Here is a 15,648-nt window from a genome sequence, read left to right on the forward strand (position 1 = left end):
AGCAAGAAGTCCGCTTGTTCGTGGACCAAAGTCCCTGGTCCGCAATTCACACAATGTGCTACTTTCTTGACTCTTCGTGATTCTCCGGCGAGAGGTCGAGATGACGCCTGCCGCACGATCCCTGGACACCACCGCCCCGCCGAAACGCACCCCCGGCGCCAGCAGTTCACGCAAGGTACTGCAGCTGCTGCTCTCCTTTTCCGAACGCCGCTGGGACGCGAGCGTCGCCGAACTGGCCGCGAGGATCGGCACCCCGGTCGCCACCACGTATCGCTATGTGGCGCTGCTGAAGGAACTCCAGCTCCTGGAGGAGGGAAAGACGGGGCGCTATCACGTGACGAGCCAGGTGATGCCGCTCGCGCGGGCCGCGCAACTGGCCAACGATCTCGCCCGCCTCGCCCGGCCGTCGATGGAGGAGGCGGCCCGCGACCTCGGCGAGACGGTGCTGCTGTTCCAGCATTTCGGCGATTCCGCGGTCTGCGCGGACCGGGTCGAATGCGAACGCGCGATGCGGTTCACCTTCCAGCCGGGGCATTCCGTCCCGCTCGGCACCGGCGCCTCGGGCAAGATGCTGCTCGCCATGCTGCCGGAGGGCGAACGTGAAAGACGGCTTTCGTCGATCGTCCAGCGCCGCGGCCCGAGCGTGCGGGAAGAGGTCAAACGCGCCGGGGCGAACCGGTATTCGGTGAGCTGGGGCGAACTGGACGACGGCGTCTGGTCGTGTTCGGTGCCGATCCCGAGTACCGGGCACCGGCCCGCGGTGCTCACCTTGGCCGCCCCCGCGACCAGGATCGGCGACGACGCGAAACGGGCCGCCATCGTCGCACTCCAGTCGTACGCGAGCCGGATCCATCGCGCCGTTTCGTCGTTCTCGCTGTAAATGGCAGGCGACCGCTCCCCCCGGCGGGTACAACTCGATCCGTGATCCGACTCGCCACTCCCGAAGACCTGCCCGCGCTCCAGGACATCGAACGCGCCGCGGGCGAACCGTTCCGCGCGCTCGGCATGGCCGCGATCGCCGACGACGATCCGCCCTCGATCGCGGACCTCACGGCCTTCCAGCGCGACGGCCGGGCCTGGGTCTGGGACGCCGGCGACGGCCCGGTGGCGTACCTGCTCGCCGAGGTCGTCGACGGCCACGGTCACATCGAGCAGGTGTCCGTCCATCCCGATCACGCGCGCCGGGGTCTCGGCCGGCGACTGATCGAGCACGCCGCGGAGTGGGCCTCGCGAGAAGGCCTCGCCGGACTGACGCTGACGACGTACGCCGAGGTGCCGTGGAACGCGCCGTACTACGCCCGGCTCGGCTTCACGACACTCGACGAAGGGAGCCTCACAGAGGGCCTTCGGGCCGTCCGTGCGCACGAAATCGCCCGCGGCCTGGACGCGTGGCCGCGGGTGACCATGCGGCGCTGACCCGCGCGGGGGGTTGGGTTGGCGACGCCCGTCGAACATGTGTTCTACTGTCCGCGCCGGTCCCGGAGGGGGAAGCTCCGCGGGCCGGCACCGGACTTCAGGGAGGCACGGATGGCGGTCAAGATCACCCATCTCACCAACGGGCAGCAGGTGCGCTTCGCGAACGCGGACGGCGCCCGTCGCTACGCCGAGATCATCGGCGGCGGGGTCGACAAATGGCGGTTCACCGTGGTCAGCGGGCATGAGCGCCCGGAATTGTCGGGGCGGGTCGTTAATGTGCCGGTATGGCGTATGACTTCCAGGTGACCGTGGACTCCGCTCGACCGCACGACCTCGCCGACTGGTGGGCCGAGATGCTCGGCTGGCAGGTCGAGGGGAGCAACGAGGAGTTCATCCGCGAGATGGTCGCCAAGGGGTATGCCCCGGAGGAGGCGACGACCACGCACAACGGCGTCCTGGTGTGGAAGGACGGCGCGGCGATCGTCCATCCCGGGACGAAGCAGCGGTTCCTCTTCCAGCTGGTGCCGGAGGGGAAGACGGTCAAGAACCGCCTGCACCTCGACATCCAGATGGGGGCGGACAAGATCGAGGCGGAGCTCGAGCGGCTGACCGCGCGCGGTGCGACGTTCCTGCACCGCGGCAAGCAGGGTCCCGCCGAGTGGATCACGATCGCCGACCCGGAAGGCAACGAACTCTGCCTCTCCTGAGGCGGGCCCACGAGGGCCCGCCACTGGGGGTGTCATGAAGGGACCTGGTCCCGTCGGCTGTGCCCTTCATGACCGAGCGCGCGGCCCTCGTGCGCGGCTCGTGAGTGGTAAGGACGGGTTCCAACCGTCCTTACCACTCACGAGGCTTTGCTTAGGCGAGCTTGTCCAGTGCGCGCGGCAAGGCCGTCGCGAGCAGGTCGAGTTCGGTCTCCCCGGCGATCAGCGGCGGCGACACCGCGATCCCCTTGGCCAGGTTCCGCACGAGGACGCCTTCGTCCCGCGCCAGCCGCTGCAGCCGGTTCGCCGCGCCGGGGTTCGCCGCGACGACGTCCGCTTTCAGTTCGACCGCGCCGAGGAAGCCCAACCCGGCCCGGACCTCCTCGACCAGCGGATGCGAGGCCAGCCCGGAAAGCGCGTCCGCCAGCGGCTTCTCCAGTTCCCGCCCGCGCGGGATGAGCCCGTCGCGCTCGTAGATGTCCAGCGTCGCGTTCCCCGCGGCGCAGGCCACCGGATGCCCGGCGTAGGTCGCGCCGTGCCGCAGCACCGGCGCACCCGGCGCGCCGGTGAAGAACGGCTCGGCCACCCGCGGCGCGACGATCAGCGCGCCCAGCGGGATCGTCCCGCCGGTGATGCCCTTCGCGGTCGTGATCATGTCCGGTTTCACCGCCCACCGGTCGATCCCGAACCAGGTGCCGAGCCGCCCGAACGCGGCGATCACGCAGTCCGCGACGAACAGCACGTCGTGTTTGCGGCAGATCTCGGCGACCGTCTCGATGTACCCGTCCGGCGGAAGCAGGACGCCGCCCGCGCCGATCACCGGTTCGCAGAAGAAGGCCGCGACCCGCTCCGCGCCGACCCGCAGGATCTCCGCTTCGAGCGCTTCGGCGCTGTCGTAGGGCACGTGCGAGATGTCGCCGGGCAGTGGCCCGAAGCCCGCCGCGTTGGCCGCGATGCCGCCGACGGCCGTGCCGAAACCGTGTGTGCCGTGGTAGCCCTGCACCCGGCCGATGACGTGCACCTTCTCCGGCCGCCCGGTGTGCGCGAAATACGAACGGGCGATCTTGACCGCGGTGTCGATGACGTCACCGCCGCCCGATCCGAAGAAGACCTTCGAACCCGGTTCGGGCGCGAGCGCGGACACGCGCTCGGCGAGCTTCAGCGCGGGTTCATTGGCGTTGTAGCCGAACAGGTTGTACGAATCGAGCGTCCGCAACTGGTCTGCGACGGCCTGCGCGATCTCCTCGCGCCCGTGCCCGAAGTTCGCGTACCAGAGTGACGCCGTCGCGTCGAAATACCGCTTGCCCTCGTCGTCCCAGACGTAGGAACCCTCACCGCGGGTGATGACGAGCCGGTCGCCGTCGACCGCTCCCATGTCCGCGAAGGGGTGCCACAGCGGATTGCGCGCGGACGCCGACGAAACCATGATCTTCCTCCTCGTGCTCGTGCCCCCATCCTCACCCGGATCCGGCCGGGACGCGAACACTCCATCGTGCACAGTTCGCGCTCCGGACCTGTCCGGCTTGTCGCGGCGGCCGCCGGTGAATCTCCAACACCATCCCTTCGGCCCTTGACCGGCGTCGAGCGATCCTGTTGTTTGATGAGTGAGTTTGTTCAAAGTTGAGCATTCTGGGAGGAACTTATGCGTCGTCTCGCCGGCACGCTCGTCGCCGCCTGCACGCTCACCGCCCTCTGCGTCGTTCCGGCGGCGGCCGCCGCCGAGAGCCCACCACCGGTCGCGACCCCGCCGATGGGGTGGAACAGCTGGAACAAGTTCGGCTGCGACATCACCGAAGAGCTGATCCGGGAGACCGCGGACGCGATGGTCTCGTCCGGGATGAAGGCGGCGGGCTACCAGTACGTCAACATCGACGACTGCTGGGCCGAGAAGAACCGCACCCCCGACGGGAAGTACGCACCACACCGGACGCGCTTTCCCAGCGGCATCAAGGCTTTGGCCGACTACGTGCACGGGAAGGGCCTGAAACTCGGCATCTACACCAGCGCCGGCACGGAAACCTGCGCGCGGACCATGCCCGGTTCGCTCGACCACGAAGAGGTCGACGCGCAGACGTTCGCGGACTGGGGAGTCGACTACCTCAAATACGACAACTGCCACAACCAGGGCCGCCCCGCGCTGGAGCGGTACACGAAAATGGGCGAGGCACTGAAGAAGACCGGCCGCCCGATCGTCTACGCCCTGTGCGAATGGGGCGAGAACAAGCCGTGGGAGTGGGGCAAGAGCGCGGGCGCGCAGTTGTGGCGCACCACCGGCGACATCAGCGACACCTGGTCGAGTATGACCAACCTCCTCGACCAGCAGGTCGGCCTGGAAGGCTATGCCGGGCCGGGCGGTTGGAACGATCCGGACATGCTCGAAGTGGGCAACGGCGGCATGACCGACACGGAATACCGCTCCCACTTCGCGCTCTGGTCGTTGCTCAACGCGCCGCTGCTGGCGGGCAACGACCTGCGCTCGATGTCCGAGGCGACCAAGAAGATCTTGATGAACAAGGATCTTCTCGCGGTCGACCAGGACTGGGGCGGCAAGCAGGGCCGCAAGATCCGCGACGACGGTGACACCGAGGTCTGGGCCAAACCGATGTCCGACGGCTCGAACGTCGTCGTGCTGTTCAATCGTGGCGGCGCCCCGGCGACCCTGTCCGCCACCGCCGCCGAGATCGGCGCCCCCGCGGCGTCGGGCTACCGGGTCCGGGATCTGTGGACCGGCGCGGAGACCGAATCCGCCGGCACCTTGCGGGCCGGGCTGCCGAGCCACGGCTCCTCGGTGTTCCGTGTCTGGCCGTCGAACCAGCCGAACGCCGCGCCGCATACGACGCTTTCCTTGGCCTCACCCGAATACGCGGCCGTCGACAAGCCGTTCACCACGACACTGCGGGTGTTCAACGACGGCCGGACACCGGTCCGGTCGGGCGTGGTGAAGCTGGCGGTCGGCGCGGGCTGGAAGCCCGACGGTGCCACCGAAGCACGCGTTCCCGCTGTCGCGCCGGGGAAGTCGTGGGAACGGACGTGGACGGTGCGGCCGTCGTCCCCCGGCGGCGACCGGGTCGAGGTCTCCGGCCGGTTCGGCTACCGGACGTCCTGGGGTGCGCGATCGTTGTCCGCGGATGGAAGCGCTCCCGTCGTGAAACCGCCCGCCGCCGGGACGAACGCGCTGTCGAAGGCTGTGTTCATGACGGCGGACAACGGCTACGGCCCGGTGGAACGCGGGACCAGCAACGGTGAATCGAAAGCGGGCGACGGCCATCGGATGAGCATCGGCGGGGTGACCTACGACGACGGGCTGGGTGTCCACGCGCCGTCGAAGGTCCGGGTCTACCTCGGCGGCGGATGCGCGTCGTTCACGTCGTCCGTCGGGGTCGACGACGAGAAGGCCGGCGGCAGTGTGGCTTTCGAGGTCGTCGGCGACGGCAAGCGGCTGGCGAACACCGGCGTGCTCAAGCGCGGCCAGGCGGCCGAGAAGCTTTCCGTGCCGCTGAGCGGGGTTCAGGTGCTCGATCTGGTCGTCACGGACGGCGGCGACGGGGTCGACTCCGACCACGCGGACTGGGCGGACGCCACTTTCACCTGCTGACGCCCCTCCGCGTGCTAAAGCTCGCCCCCTGCGGTACATGAAGGCCCCCTTCCTTGCGTCTAGCGCAAGGAAGGGGGCCTTCATGTACCTCGGGAAGGCGCGAAGGCAGCCTTGGCCCCCTCCGCGTGCTAGGAAAGGACCGTTCCTCGCAAAATTTGCGAGGAACGGTCCTTTCCTGGCGTTCCTACGGCTCACGAGCCTCGGCGCTCATAAGCGGCCAGAAGCTGCTTTTCCGCCTCCCGCAAGTACTTCTCCAGCGCTGTCTCGGCGGGCCCGAAGCGTCCTCGCTCCAGGTCCCGCAGGATTCGCTCGTGCCGCTCCAGGAACGGCTCGAAGAACGCGCGCGTGTTCTCGGCCAGCACGAAGAACAGCCGCGTCTCCGCCAGCACCTGGCGCATCGTCGTGCTGACCCGCTCGCTGCCCGCCATATCGCCCACCGCCTGGTGGAACGCGATGCTCGCGGTCCCGACGGCCTGCCAGTCGCCTTCGTCGGCCGCGGCACGGCCGTCCCGCACGGCGGCCGCGACGGCCGAAAGATCCACAGTGGACAGTTCCGACGCGCGACGCAGCGCACCGCACTCGGTGACCCGCCGCATCACGTACAGATCCGAGATGTCCTGCGCGGTCAGCTCGCGGACGAACACGCCACGGTTGAGTTCGTGCACCGCGAGCCGTTCGTGCGCCAGCAGCTGGAAGGACTCGCGCAGGGTGTTGCGCGAGACGCCCAGCGCGGCGCTGATCGACGGTTCGGAAAGCCTCGACCCCGGCGGGAAGACACCTTCGGTGATGCGCTGACGCAGGATCTCGGCGACCCGTTCCGCGGTGCCGCTCCGTTCGAGCAAGGGTCTGTCGCGGGCCAGCGTCTCCTCGGCGGCAGATGTGGACACGGCGTTACCTGACGCCGAGTTCGAAGTCGAGACTGTACCGGTTGCCCGGCATGGCACCGGCGGCCTTCGCGCCGTCGATCGGGAGCGCGACCCCGTTGACGAACCGGGATTCGTCGCTCGCCAGGAAGACCACGGCCTTCGCGACCTCCCATGCCTCGCCGACCCGCCCGGCGGGCGTGCTCGCGACCAGCTGGTGTTGCCTGGCCTCGAAGTCCTCCGGCGACGCGAGCGTGCCGCGCAGCATGTCCGTGTCGATCGCGCCCGGGTTGACCGTGTTCGCCCGGATCCCCTGATGCGCGTGCGCGACCGCGATCGACTTCATCATGCCGACCAGCGCGTGCTTGGTGGCGTTGTACACCGGGTCGCCGGGGCGGCCCATCACGCCGCCGTTGGACGACGTCGTGACGATGCTGCCCGCCTTGTTCGCGATCATCTGCGGCAGCACCGCCCGCGTGCCGAGGAAGGCGGCCCGCACGTTCAGCGCGAAGATGTTGTCGAATTCCGCCAACGTCGTGTCTGCCAACGGCTTCCCAAGGTGGATGCCGACATTGTTGAACAGCACGTCGACCCGGCCGGTTTCGGCGACCACGCCGCGCACGAACTCGTCGACCTGTCCTTCGTCGGTCGCGTCCACAAGGGAGTGTCGCGCCCCTTCGACGGATTCCGCGGGCTCGCGGATGTCGCTGGAGAACACGGTCGCGCCCTCGGCGACGAACTCCTTCACGGTGGCGAGCCCGATACCCCTCGCTCCCCCGAAGACCACCGCGACCTTGCCTGCCAGCCGACCCATGCTCATTTCCTCCCTCGCGACGAAACCGCTGTGTAATCCTCCGGAAGACGCACCAGCGCCTCAGGATCTCCGTGATAGGTGACCTCGACGCCGTACAGTTCGCGCGCCGCTTCCACCGAGATGTAGCCGTCGACGACGTCGGCGAGCACGGCCCCCGGATCCCGTTCGAAGGGATCGCCGTAACCGCCGCCGCCCGGCAGGTCCACGTTCACCACGTCGTCCGGCCGCAGGTTCACCCGGCTCTTCGACGGCAGGGCACCGCGGGTCAGCTCGAACCGGCCGGCCGCCCCGTCGTGCCCGGAGTCCACACCGGACGCCGGACGACGCACCCGGTCGACGTTCCCGTTGACACTCCACGAGATCTCGCCACGGGCGGCCATGGTCGTGCACTGGCCGAGGCCGCCGCGCCACTTCCCGGCGCCACCCGAGTCCGTGCGCAGCACCCGTTCCCGCTGGATCAGCGGAGCCATCGTCTCGATGACCTCCGTCGGCGTCGAACGCAGGCCGCTGGGAAAGCCGGTGGTGTTCAGCCCATCCTTTGCAGACCGCGCGCCGATCCCGCCGGTCTGGAAGACGTTGAGCATGAACTCGCGGCCCTCGGCGTCGGTACCGCGCCAGATCGTCATCCACAAAGCGTCCGCGCTGTGCGCCAAGGCGTTGCCGGGCAAGGCGGTCATCAGCAGCGAAGGCAGGAAGTGCCCGATCAGATGCCGCGACGCGACCGGCGCGGGAGACGTGCAGTTGAGCACCGATCCCTCCGGCGCGGTGACGTGCACCGGCCGGAACGAGCCCGCGTTGTGCGGCACTTCCGGCGAAATGGCCGCCTTGACCGCGAAAGACGCATACGCCCTGGTGTAGTTCAGGACGACGTTGATCCCGCGACGGCTCTGCGGTGACGATCCCGCGAAGTCGAGGTGGATGTCCTCACCGTCGATGCTCACCGCGACCTTCAGGACGACTTCCTCGTCATCGAAGCCGTCTGTCGCCAATTCGCTGGTGTACGTGCCGTCCGGCAGTTTCGCCAGCGCGTCGCGCAACGCCCGTTCGGAGCGGTTCATGATCTCCGCGGCGACTTCGTCCAACGAATCGAGGCCGAATTCCTCCAGCAGCCGCACCAGGCTCGCGGCGCCGACCTCGTTCCCGGTGACCTGGGCGTACAGATCGCCGATGGTCTCCTCCGGGGTGCGGACGTTCGCGCGGATCAGCAGTTCGAGATCCGCGTTGACCTCGCCCGCGCGGAGGAATTTCATGATCGGCAGGCGCAGCCCCTCTTCGAAGACCTCGTGCGCCTCGGCGGAGACCAGCCGCCCGCCGATGTCCGGGGCGTGGCAACAGGAAGCGAACCAGGCGACCAGCCTGCCCCGCAGGAACACCGGCGTCGCGACGGTGATGTCGTTGATCTGCCCGGCGGTCTGCCACGGATCGTTGGTGAGCAGGACATCGCCCGGCACCAAGGTCTCCGGCGGGTACGCGGCGACGAAGTGGTGCATCCCGGTCGCCATCGCGTTGATGTGGCCGGGGGTCCCGCCGACGGACTGGCCGATCATCTCGCCGCGCGAGTCGAACACCGCACAGGCGAGGTCGAGCGACTCCCGCACCACGGAGGAGAACGCCGTGTTGACGAGCGCGTTCTGCTGTTCGGCCAGGATGGAGTGCAGCCGGTTTCCCAGTAATCCCACCAGGATCGGGTCGACGCTCATACCGTCACCACCAGGCCGGCGTCTTCGCCGACGACACAGCGAGCCCCGGGCGGAACGACCACAGTGGACTCTCGTTCCTCCACGATGGCCGGCCCGTCGACACGGTCGCCCGGGTTGAGCCGGTACCGGTCGAACACCGCCGTGTCGACAAATCCACCTTCGGCGGGAAAGTAGGCCGGACGGCTTCCCTTGCGCGCGTCGCCCTCGGTCTCGGTGCCCGCGAGCTTCAGCGTGACCTCGGGCACCGGCCCGCTGGAGACGACCCGCCAGTTGAGCACCTCGATGGCGACGTCCGGCCCGGTCCGCCGGTACAACGTCCGATAGGTCTCGGTGAACGCGCCGATGAGCGACTCCGGCCAGTTCCCCGGCTCGACCGGCACGCGGATCTCGTAGCCCTGGCCGGAGTACCGCATCTCGGCGATCCGGCGATGCGTCACACCGTCCACACCGGACTTCTCCAGTAGTTCCGCGCCCTCGGCCTCCATCTCGGCGAACAGCGCGTCGACCTGCTCCCAGGAGAGATCGAGCACCGCCGAACGCGCCGAACGGACGAAGTCGAACGCCAGCGGCGCGGTGAGGAATCCCGCCGCGCTCAGCACCCCGGCGGCGGGCGGTGCGACCACCTCGGGTGCACCGAGCGCCCGCGCCACGCCGACGCCGTGCACCGGTCCGGCGCCGCCGAAGGTGAACATCGGCAGCTTCGCCGGATCCTTGCCGCGCTCGACGGCGTGGACGCGGGCGGCGTTGGCCATGTCCTCGTTGGCGCTGGTGTGGATGCCCCAAGCGGCCTCCTCGACGCTGACGCCGAGCGGTTCCGCGATCTTCGAGCGGATCGCCTGGTGTGCGCCCTCGGCGTCCAAAGTCATTCCGCCGCCGAGAAAGTACCCCGGGTCCAGGTAGCCGAGCACGAGGTCGGCGTCGGTCACGGTCGGCTCGGTGCCGCCTCGTCCGTAGCAGACCGGGCCGGGCTCGGACCCCGCCGAATCCGGGCCGACGGTGAGCAGGCCGAGCGCGTCGATACGCGCGATCGAGCCGCCGCCGACACCGATCTCGATCATGTCGGTGACCGGCACCTTGACCGGCAGCCCGGATCCCGGCAGCAGCCGGTATTTCCGGTCCACTTCGAACTCGTGCGTCACCAGCGGGGCGCCGCCGGAGATCATGCACAGTTTCGCCGTCGTGCCACCCATGTCGAAGGCCAGCAGATCCTCGACACCGGCCCCGGCGCCGATCGCGGACGCGGCCAGCGCGCCACCCGCCGGGCCGGATTCGAGGATGCGGATCGGATAGCGGGCGGCGGTGTCGACGGTCGCGATCCCGCCGTTGGACAGCATGATGTGCGGCGACGGCCGCACTCCTGCCTCGTGCAGACGCCGTTCCAGGTCGCGCAGATAGCGCTCGGTGAGGTCCTGGACATAGACGTTCGCGACCGTGGTGGAGGCGCGTTCGAACTCACGGATCTCGGGAACGACTTCGCTCGACAGCGCGACGCGCAACCGGGGCGCCACCTCCTTGAGCACCTCGGCGGCGCGGAGTTCGTGCGCGGGATTCGTGAAGGCGTGCAGAAAGCAGATCGCCACCGCGTCGATGCCACGGGCGTCGAGCTCTCGGCCGAGCCGCGCGACGTACTCCTCATCCAGTCCTGTGTGGACGGTTCCGTCGGCGAGGATCCGCTCGGGAACGTCGAACCGCAGATGACGCGGGACCAACGGGGCGGGAAGCTCGATGAGCAGGTCGTACAACTCGTAGCGGTGCTCGCGGCGCATCTCCAGCACGTCACGGAAACCGGCGGTCGCGAGCAACGCGGTGCGGGCGCCCTTGCGTTCGATCAGCGCGTTCGTGACCAGCGTGGTGCCGTGCACGAACTGCTCGACGTCCCCCGCGTCCAACCCGGCGTCGGCGAGTGTCCTTTTGAGACCTTCCTCGACCGCGCGGGCGGGCTCGTCGTGGGTGGTCAGCACCTTGCCGACGGCGACGACCCCGGTTTCGTCGAGCACGCAGAGATCGGTGAACGTACCGCCGATGTCCACGCCGACCCGGAGCCCGGTCACGGGGATTCCTTGCGGTACCAGCGAGGCGAGGTGTTGAGCGGCGGCGCCATCTTCGCGCGGACGACCAGCACGTTCGGCTCGTCGGACTCGACGAACTCGCCGAGCAGCCGCCGGAACGCCCGCCCGAACCCGGAGACGCGATCCGCGTGCACGCCGAAAGACCTCGCCAAGCCGACGAAATCGGGGCTGTCCCAGTCGACGCCGCGCCGCGGCAGCCCGGCACGATCCTGGTCGTAGCGGAGCATCCCGTACCCGCCGTCGTCGACGACGATCGTCGTGACCGGCAGTTGCTCCTGCGCCAACGTGTGGAGATCTCCACAGCCGAAGAGGAAGCCGCCGTCACCGGTGACACAGATCGCGCGGCCGCCGCCCGCGGCGGCGGCACCGAGCGCCGCGGGGAAACCGTAGCCGAGCGTGCCCCAGCCCATCGGATACGCGAGCTTGCGCGGTGCGCGGACCCGGTGGAACCCGCCGATCCAATACCCGGCCACGCACATGTCCGCGACCACGACCGCGTCGGCCGGCAACACCTCGTCCAAAGTGGACAGAAGGTCGGCGGCCTGCGGCTCTTCTTCCTTGATCCGCTGCCGGACCCGGGCGGAGACCTTGGCGAGCCTGCCGACGAGTGCCGCGATCCCGGACCGTTCCTCGACCTTCAACGCCTCGACGAGCACGCGGGCGTCGCCGACCAGCGTGATGTCCGGCTGGTAGTTCTTGGCCGCGTCGTCGGGGTCGACGTTGATCGCGATGAGCTTCTTCGGCTTCGGCATCAGCCAGTTCTGTGTCATCAGCCCGTCGAAGTCGGTGCCGATGGCGAGGACGACGTCGGCCTCGTCCCACAGCGCGCCGACCTCGGGCGCGTGCACCGGGTTCGGGGCGAGACAAGGATGATCGACCGACAGGAGCCCGCGGGCGCCGAACGTGGTCAGCACCGGCGCGGCCAGCCGTTCGGCGAGTTTCCCGATCGCCTCGCCCGCCTCGGCGCGCAACGCGCCGCCGCCCGCCCAGATCAGCGGCCGGTCGGCGGCGGCGAGCAGGGCCTCGGCCTCGCTGAGATCCGGGATCTCCGACGGCCGGGCGTGCGAACGCGGCGGACGGCGCGCGGGCGTCCGCTCGGACAGGAAGTCGGTGGGGATGCCGAGGTAGACCGGCCCGCTCTGCGGCTGGAGCGCGAGCCGGGCCGCGCGGTGGAGGGTGGCGGCGACCTGGTCGGCGCTCGTGACGGTGAAACCGGCCTTGGTGACCGGCGCGAACATCGCCTGCTGGTCCGACGTCTCGTGCAGCACGCCGCGGACCACGCCCGGCCGCCGCAGCGTGGACGGGATGTCGGTCGCGATGATCAGCACCGGCGCCGCCGACGCCATGGCTTCGCCGACCGCGGCGAGCGTGTTCGCCGCGCCCGGTCCGGTGGTCACCAGCGCGACCCCGAGCTTCCCCGTCGCACGGGCATAACCGTCGGCCGCGTACCCGGCCGTCTGCTCGTGCCGGACCCCGACGAGCCGGATGTCCGTATCGGCCAGCGCCTCCCATAACGGCAGGTTGTGCACCCCGGGGAGACCGAAGACGACTTCGGTCCCCAGAGCGGTCAGCGCGTCGACGAGATGCTGGGCTCCGGTGGGTGCAGGCACCCCGCCGATAGTGCCAGATCGTTCAACGATCCAGCAACCAGCCGCCGCCTCAGTACAGACCGGCCGAGTACGCGGCAGGGTCGTAGTACGCCTCGAGGTCGGCCATGCTCTCCTCCGGCCGCTCGAAGGTCTTCGCGATCGCCGCCCGCGACGGCATCGCGTCGGGCGTCCAGCTCTCCGGCGACCACAGCTTCGACCGCATGAACGCCTTCTGGCAGTGGTGGAAGATCTCGTCGATGTCGACGACCAGCGCGAGCTTCGGCCGGCTGCCCTTCACGATCATGTCGTCGAAGAACGGCGCCTCCCGCACGAGCCGCGCGCGGCCGTTGATCCGCAGCGTGTCACCACGGCCCGGGATGAGATAGATCAGCCCGACGTGCGGATTCGACAGCACGTTGTGGAACCCGTCGGCGCGCCGGTTGCCCGGCCGCTCCGGGATGGCGATCCGCGTGTCGTCCAGCACCAGCGTGAACCCGGCCGGGTCGCCCTTCGGCGAAACGTCGCAGGTGCCGTCGGCCGCCGAGGTCGCGATCAGCACGAACGGCGACTCCGCGAGCCATTGCCGGTCCATCTCGTGCAGCTTCGGGCGCGCCTTGTTCGCGGTCCGCTCCAGCGGCGGCGGCAGGATCTCGCGCAGCTCGGCCTCGGTGGTGACTTCGACGAACTCAGACAATGTTGTGCTCCCTCGTCACGGCCCGGTCGCCGGCGAACCGGCGGACATCGAGCCCGGTGATGTCGATGGCCGGGACCCGCCCCAGGCAGAGGTCCCGCACCAGCTCCCCCACGGCCGGGCCCATCTGGAACCCGTGTCCCGAAAACCCCGTCGCGTAGAAGAACCGTGACAGGTGGACGCTTTCCCCCACGATCTGGTTGCGGTCGGGGGTCACCTCGTACAGCCCGGCCCAGCCACCGCGGATCCCGGCGCCGAGCACGGCGGGCACCCGGCGCGCGGCGATCTCGGCGAGTTTCGGCAGCCACTCGCCCGGCTGATAACGGGTGTCGAAGCCGGGGTCGCCGTCACCGTCGCAGAAGGACATCGCCAGGCCGGGGCCCTCGCGGTGGAAGTAGAACGCCGAGGGCATCTCGATGGTCAGCGGCACTCGCCCGGGCAGATCCGCGACCGGGCCGGTGAACACGACCTGCCGCCGGTATGGCCGCACCGGGAGGTCGACACCGGCCAGCTCGCCGATCCGTCCCGACCACGCGCCCGCGGCGCAGACCACCGCGTCCGTCCGCACGAAACCGGCCGAGGTCCGGACGCCGGTGATCTCGTCGCCGTCGCGTTCGATCCCGACGACCTCGACGCCGGTCCGCAGCACCGCGCCGTGCCCGCGGGCCGCCCGCGCGTAGCCCTGGACCGCGGAGTCCGGAGTCGCCTTGGCGTCGTCCGGCGACCACAGCGCCGCGACCACACCCTCGGTGTCGATCAGCGCGGAGAACCGCCGCGCTTCGGCGGGCTCGACGAGACGGCTGCGGACGCCGTAGGAGTTCTGCAGTTCGGCGCAGCGCTCGAATTCGGGCAGGTCGGCGGGGTCGGTGACCAGGTACAGGTAGCCGTCGCGGCGGAAGTCGATCTCGGTCCCGTACGTCTCGGCGAAGGACGCGTACTCGGCCAGTCCGCGCAGCCCGATCTCGATGTTGACCCGGGTGGTGAACGAGGACCGGATCCCACCCGCCGCCTTCGCCGTCGAGCCCGCACCGAGGGTGTCGCGTTCGAGCAGCAGCACCGAGACCCCGGCGGCGGCGAGCCGGTACGCGCAGGCGACCCCGATGATGCCGCCGCCGATCACGACGACGTCGGTGCGTTCAGGCAGTGACTCCATCCGTGTCCCTGATCCGTTCGTCCTCGGGCGGCGGTCCCGGCGGCGTGCCGTCACCGAACGGGCGCCCGCCCAGCTGCTCCCGGTGATGCGGCGTCGTCCAGCCGGACAGGTCCGGTCCCAAGGGGACGATCCGCGTCGGGTTCACCTGCTCGTGCACCGCGTAGTAGTGCCGCTTGATGTGGTCGAAGTCGACGGTGTCACCGAAGCCCGGCGTTTGGAAGAGGTCGCGGGCGTAGGCCCACAGCACCGGCAGCTCGGCCAGCTTGCTCCGGTTGCATTTGAAGTGCCCGTGGTAGACGGCGTCGAAGCGGACGAGCGTGGTGAACAACCGGATGTCCGCTTCGGTGATCGTGTCACCGACGAGGTAGCGCTGCTTTTCGAGCCGTTCGGAAAGCACGTCCAGCATGGTGAAGAGACGGGTGTAGGCGTCCTCGTACGCGGCCTGCTTGGTCGCGAAACCGGCTTGGTACACGGCGGCGTTGACGTCGGCGTAGACCCCCGCGTTGACGTCGTCGATCTCGCCGCGCAGTCGCTCTGGGTAGAGGTCGGGCGCGCCGGGCCGGTGGAGGCTGGTCCATTCGGTGGACAGATCGAGGGTGATTTGGGGATAGTCGTTACTCACCAGCCGTTTGCTCGGAATGTCCACAATGGCCGGAACGCTGATCCCGCCCATGTAGTGCGGATCGGCCGCGTGATACGCCTCCGCGAGGTACTTGATCCCGAGTACCGGATCCCGGTCGCCGGGATCGAGGGTGAACCGCCAGCTCTTGTCGTCCTGGATCGGGTCGGCCACGGCCACGCTCAGCGCGGACTCGAGACCGAGCAACCGGCGGACGACCAGCCCACGGCTCGCCCAGGGACAGGCCCGGCTGACCACCAGCCGGTACCTCCCCGCCTCCACCGGCCAGCCGTCGCGGCCGTCGGCGGTGACACGCGCGTCGAAATGGTTGGCGGACCGACGGAACTCACCCGTCTGCGGATCGGTCGGGATCGTCATGTGAGCCACCCTAAAGCGTGAGATGGTGGTTTCGGTGTGCGTAGACTCTGGCACCCG

14 protein-coding genes are annotated in these 15,648 nt (G+C 69.4%); 5 read left to right on the plus strand and 9 right to left on the minus strand.

Features of this window, described 5'->3' with window-relative positions:
* Nucleotides 1-100 precede the first annotated feature (100 nt).
* The 4 genes from ACSMFO_RS18100 (at nt 101) to ACSMFO_RS18115 (ending at nt 2,123) form a co-directional block, all read left to right on the plus strand.
* The gene (locus tag ACSMFO_RS18100; protein WP_360088565.1) at nt 101-880 is read left to right on the plus strand and encodes an IclR family transcriptional regulator; all 780 of its coding nucleotides are present in this window, start codon (nt 101-103) and stop codon (nt 878-880) included.
* A gap of 41 nt (nt 881-921) precedes the next feature.
* Nucleotides 922-1,416, plus strand: coding sequence for a GNAT family N-acetyltransferase (locus ACSMFO_RS18105; RefSeq protein WP_436459699.1), 495 nt, complete (start codon nt 922-924; stop codon nt 1,414-1,416).
* Between the two features lie 111 nt (nt 1,417-1,527).
* Nucleotides 1,528-1,722, plus strand: a complete 195-nt coding sequence (locus tag ACSMFO_RS18110) for a hypothetical protein (protein WP_007028443.1) — start codon at nt 1,528-1,530, stop codon at nt 1,720-1,722.
* Nucleotides 1,701-2,123 (plus strand): VOC family protein, encoded by a 423-nt coding sequence (locus tag ACSMFO_RS18115; protein ID WP_436459702.1) that lies wholly within the window; start codon nt 1,701-1,703, stop codon nt 2,121-2,123. Before ACSMFO_RS18110 ends, ACSMFO_RS18115 begins: the two co-directional genes overlap by 22 nt.
* Nucleotides 2,124-2,274: 151 nt before the next feature.
* Here the strand turns inward: ACSMFO_RS18115 and ACSMFO_RS18120 are convergent, their stop codons facing one another.
* Nucleotides 2,275-3,546, minus strand: coding sequence for an aminotransferase family protein (locus ACSMFO_RS18120; protein WP_360088436.1), 1,272 nt, complete (start codon nt 3,544-3,546; stop codon nt 2,275-2,277).
* A 216-nt stretch (nt 3,547-3,762) separates the two neighbouring features.
* On the opposite strand from ACSMFO_RS18120, the gene ACSMFO_RS18125 reads away from it, so the two are divergent.
* Nucleotides 3,763-5,715, plus strand: coding sequence for an NPCBM/NEW2 domain-containing protein (locus ACSMFO_RS18125; protein WP_436459704.1), 1,953 nt, complete (start codon nt 3,763-3,765; stop codon nt 5,713-5,715).
* 191 nt (nt 5,716-5,906) lie between these two features.
* On the opposite strand, the gene ACSMFO_RS18130 is transcribed toward ACSMFO_RS18125, so the two are convergent.
* From ACSMFO_RS18130 to ACSMFO_RS18165, 8 genes are read right to left on the minus strand one after another with little or no spacing between them, the layout of a single operon-like run.
* Nucleotides 5,907-6,602: a GntR family transcriptional regulator gene (locus ACSMFO_RS18130; RefSeq protein ID WP_436459705.1), complete on the minus strand. Its 696-nt coding sequence runs from the start codon at nt 6,600-6,602 to the stop codon at nt 5,907-5,909.
* A gap of 4 nt (nt 6,603-6,606) precedes the next feature.
* Complete coding sequence (locus ACSMFO_RS18135; RefSeq protein WP_038508804.1) at nt 6,607-7,392, minus strand: SDR family NAD(P)-dependent oxidoreductase; 786 nt, start codon at nt 7,390-7,392, stop codon at nt 6,607-6,609.
* 2 nt (nt 7,393-7,394) lie between these two features.
* On the minus strand, nt 7,395-9,092 hold the full coding sequence (locus ACSMFO_RS18140) for a hydantoinase B/oxoprolinase family protein (RefSeq protein WP_436459707.1): 1,698 nt from the start codon (nt 9,090-9,092) through the stop codon (nt 7,395-7,397).
* The gene (locus ACSMFO_RS18145) at nt 9,089-11,143 is read right to left on the minus strand and encodes a hydantoinase/oxoprolinase family protein (RefSeq protein ID WP_436459709.1); all 2,055 of its coding nucleotides are present in this window, start codon (nt 11,141-11,143) and stop codon (nt 9,089-9,091) included. The genes ACSMFO_RS18140 and ACSMFO_RS18145 overlap by 4 nt, the downstream gene beginning before the upstream one ends.
* Nucleotides 11,140-12,771: a thiamine pyrophosphate-binding protein gene (locus ACSMFO_RS18150; RefSeq protein ID WP_436459710.1), complete on the minus strand. Its 1,632-nt coding sequence runs from the start codon at nt 12,769-12,771 to the stop codon at nt 11,140-11,142. The genes ACSMFO_RS18145 and ACSMFO_RS18150 overlap by 4 nt, the downstream gene beginning before the upstream one ends.
* A gap of 49 nt (nt 12,772-12,820) precedes the next feature.
* The gene (locus ACSMFO_RS18155) at nt 12,821-13,444 is read right to left on the minus strand and encodes a pyridoxamine 5'-phosphate oxidase family protein (protein WP_073848326.1); all 624 of its coding nucleotides are present in this window, start codon (nt 13,442-13,444) and stop codon (nt 12,821-12,823) included.
* Nucleotides 13,437-14,594 (minus strand): NAD(P)/FAD-dependent oxidoreductase, encoded by a 1,158-nt coding sequence (locus ACSMFO_RS18160; RefSeq protein ID WP_436459712.1) that lies wholly within the window; start codon nt 14,592-14,594, stop codon nt 13,437-13,439. Before ACSMFO_RS18160 ends, ACSMFO_RS18155 begins: the two co-directional genes overlap by 8 nt.
* Nucleotides 14,578-15,591: a glutathione S-transferase family protein gene (locus ACSMFO_RS18165; protein ID WP_436459714.1), complete on the minus strand. Its 1,014-nt coding sequence runs from the start codon at nt 15,589-15,591 to the stop codon at nt 14,578-14,580. The genes ACSMFO_RS18160 and ACSMFO_RS18165 overlap by 17 nt, the downstream gene beginning before the upstream one ends.
* Between the last annotated feature and the right edge of the window lie 57 nt (nt 15,592-15,648).

The sequence above is a fragment of the Amycolatopsis sp. w19 genome (assembly GCF_051373225.1).
In the GTDB taxonomy this organism is placed as follows: Bacteria; Actinomycetota; Actinomycetes; order Mycobacteriales; family Pseudonocardiaceae; genus Amycolatopsis; species Amycolatopsis japonica.